2 protein-coding genes are annotated in these 2539 nt (G+C 65.4%); one reads left to right on the forward strand and one right to left on the reverse strand.

What is annotated here, in order from left to right; all coding sequences use genetic code 11:
* Window positions 1–265 (forward strand): glycine betaine ABC transporter substrate-binding protein (locus tag CAG11_RS32860; RefSeq protein WP_272482550.1); only part of this gene is annotated, 265 nt, incomplete at its 5' end.
* Between the two features lie 42 nt (window positions 266–307).
* Here the strand turns inward: CAG11_RS32860 and CAG11_RS32865 are convergent.
* The gene (locus tag CAG11_RS32865; RefSeq protein WP_085600848.1) at window positions 308–2443 is read right to left on the reverse strand and encodes a TonB-dependent siderophore receptor; all 2136 of its coding nucleotides are present in this window, start codon (window positions 2441–2443) and stop codon (window positions 308–310) included.
* Window positions 2444–2539: the final 96 nt, after the last annotated feature.

Below are 2539 nucleotides of genomic sequence, written 5' to 3' on the forward strand. Positions count from 1 at the left end.
GCCCAACCCCCGTCCGACCCGGTCCCTGGCGTCCAAACTGTCGATCGGCGTGTCCACGCCGTTCCAGCAGCAATACCCGCAGTTGGTGGAGTTCTTCACCAAGGTCGACCTGCCCATCGGCCCTCTGAACCAGGCCCTGGCGCAGATGAGCGAGAACCACAGCGAGCCCCGGGACAGCGCCCGGGCATTCCTGCGGCAACACCCCGACCTGTGGCGTGCCTGGGTGCCCGCTGACGTGGCGGACAAGCTCGCTGCGACACTCTAGCGGTGTGTCCCGCCTGCGCCTTGCGCGACGGCGGGACTGGCTTTAGAAACGGGTCTGCACGGCCACCTCGAAGGTTCGCGGCTGGCCCAGGTAATACGCCGGCGACACATGGGCGAACTGGCCATAGACCTCGTTGGTCAGGTTGCGCACCCGGCCGGTGATGCTGGTGTGGCTGTCGAGCTGGTAGCGCAGGAAGCTGCCATACAGGGTGTAGGCCGGCATGGTCAGGGTATTGGCATTGTCGGCGTAGACCGAGGCCACGTAGCGGGCATCGACCCCGGCCTGCCAATTGCTCGCCAGATCGTAGGTCAGCCACAGGTTGGCCAGGCGCGAGGGCACGTTGGTGGGGGTATTGCCCTTGCGCGAGACCACCGCGCCGCTGGCGAGCTTCTCGTTGAACGCATCGTATTGGGCATCCACCCAGGCGAAGTTGCCCTGGGCCAGCAGGCGTGGAGTGATGCGCAGCGAGCTGGCCAGCTCGATGCCCTTCGACGTCTGCTGGCCCACCGGAATGCTATTGGCCGGGTCCAGTGGATCGGTCACGGCGAAGTCCTTGCGTTCGATGCGGTAGGCCGCCACGGTCGCCGAGCCACGACCGTCCAGGTAGTCGAACTTGCTCCCCACTTCCCACTGCTTGCCGGTGGATACGTCGAAGTTCTGGGTACCGCTGGGCTGTTCGGCGGCGGTGCTGTATTGCACATAGACGTTGGCGCTGGGCAAGAACTGCCAGGTCAGGCCCAGGCGTCCGGTGACCGGCTCCCAGCTGCGCTTGAAGTGGCGCGGGTTGCTGGCGGTGATGGCGCGGTGGTTGGTCACGTCCAGGTCGATGGCGTCGTAGCGCAAACCGCTGAGCAGCGACAGCTCGTCGGTCAGGGCCAGGCGGTTCTCGATGAACAGCGCGCGGGTGGTGACCTGATTGGTCTTGTCCTTGGCCCAGCCCTGGCGGGTTCCTTCCAGTTCGTAGAAGTGCCTAGGACGGTAGCTGTTCGGGTCGACGCTGTTGCGTGCAGGTACGTTGTTCGGCGAATTGGTGGTGCTGTTGACCTTGTACTCGAAACCGGCGGCCCAGGTGGTGTCGAGGCCCAGCAGTTGGTCTTCGTGACGCACCTCGAACTGGTTGCCCACCTGGTTGCCCTGGTGCCGCACCAGGTAGGCGGTGGAGCGGTTCACCAGCCGGTTGTCGGGGCTGTACTGGTAGGTCTCCAGGTTGCGGTAGTCACGCTGGCTGTCCAGGTGGTAGAGGGTATTGCGCAGGCTGGTGCTGTCGTTGATCCGGTAGTCGAGGATCGAGCGCAGCCAGACGGTGCGCTGTTCGTACAGGCCATCGGCGACGTTGTAGTTGTTGAAGCGGTTGTGCTTGTCGATCTTCAGGTCGCCGGCCTTGGGATTGAGTACCGGCGTGCCCCAGTAGGGGCTGTCCTCGTGCTCGTCCTGATACTCCACGGCCAGGGTATGGGACAGGTCCGGGGTCAGGTCGCTGAGCAGGGAGAATGCCAGGCTCCAGGCGTCGCGCTCCTGGCGGTCGATATAGCCGTTGCTGGTGTTGTGGCTGACATCCAGCCGCGCGAAGTGCTGCACATCGGCGCTGGCCGGGCTCAGGGCATGGTTGACCCCGAAGGCGGTCTGGGTGGTGTCGAAGCTGCCATAGCCGAGCAGTCCCTCGGCGGCCCGTTCGCGGCGTTCGGCCAGCTTGGTCACGTAGTTCAGCGAGCCGCCCACGGAGCCTGCGCCATTGATCAGCGACGACGGACCGCCCACCAGTTCCACCCGGTCGTAGATCCAGGCGTCCACAGGGCGGGCCAGGCCGGTGGCGACATTGATGCCATTGAACATCTGGGTGATCTGGCCACTGGTGAAGCCACGGTAGGAAACGAAGCCGCCGAACCCCGGAGGAGCGCTGGCATTGACCCCGGGCAGGGCATTGGCGGCGTCCTGGAAGGTACGATCGCCCCGGCGTTCGATGTCCTGGCGGTTGCTTACCGCTACCGAGGCAGGGGTTTCGCGCAGGCTCAGGCCCAGGCGCGAGGCCATGCCGCTGGATTGGTCCAGGGACAGGCCGGGCTCGGCCTCGGTTTCGTCGGCGCCGATGGTGGTGGGGGCCAGTTCAACGCGCTGCGCGCCCCAGGCATTGGCACACAGGCAGCCCAGCAGGCTCGCCAGCAGAGGAAGGTGTTTCATTGATAGGTCCTGAATTCTTGACTAGGAAACAGCCCACGGCCATGCGCCACGCAAAGGGCGCGGTGGGTGGGGCGGGTAGGGGCAAGAGTCAGGCGT

Origin of the sequence: Pseudomonas sp. B6(2017) (assembly GCF_002112765.1) — a bacterium.
Classification (GTDB): Bacteria; Pseudomonadota; Gammaproteobacteria; order Pseudomonadales; family Pseudomonadaceae; genus Aquipseudomonas; species Aquipseudomonas piscis.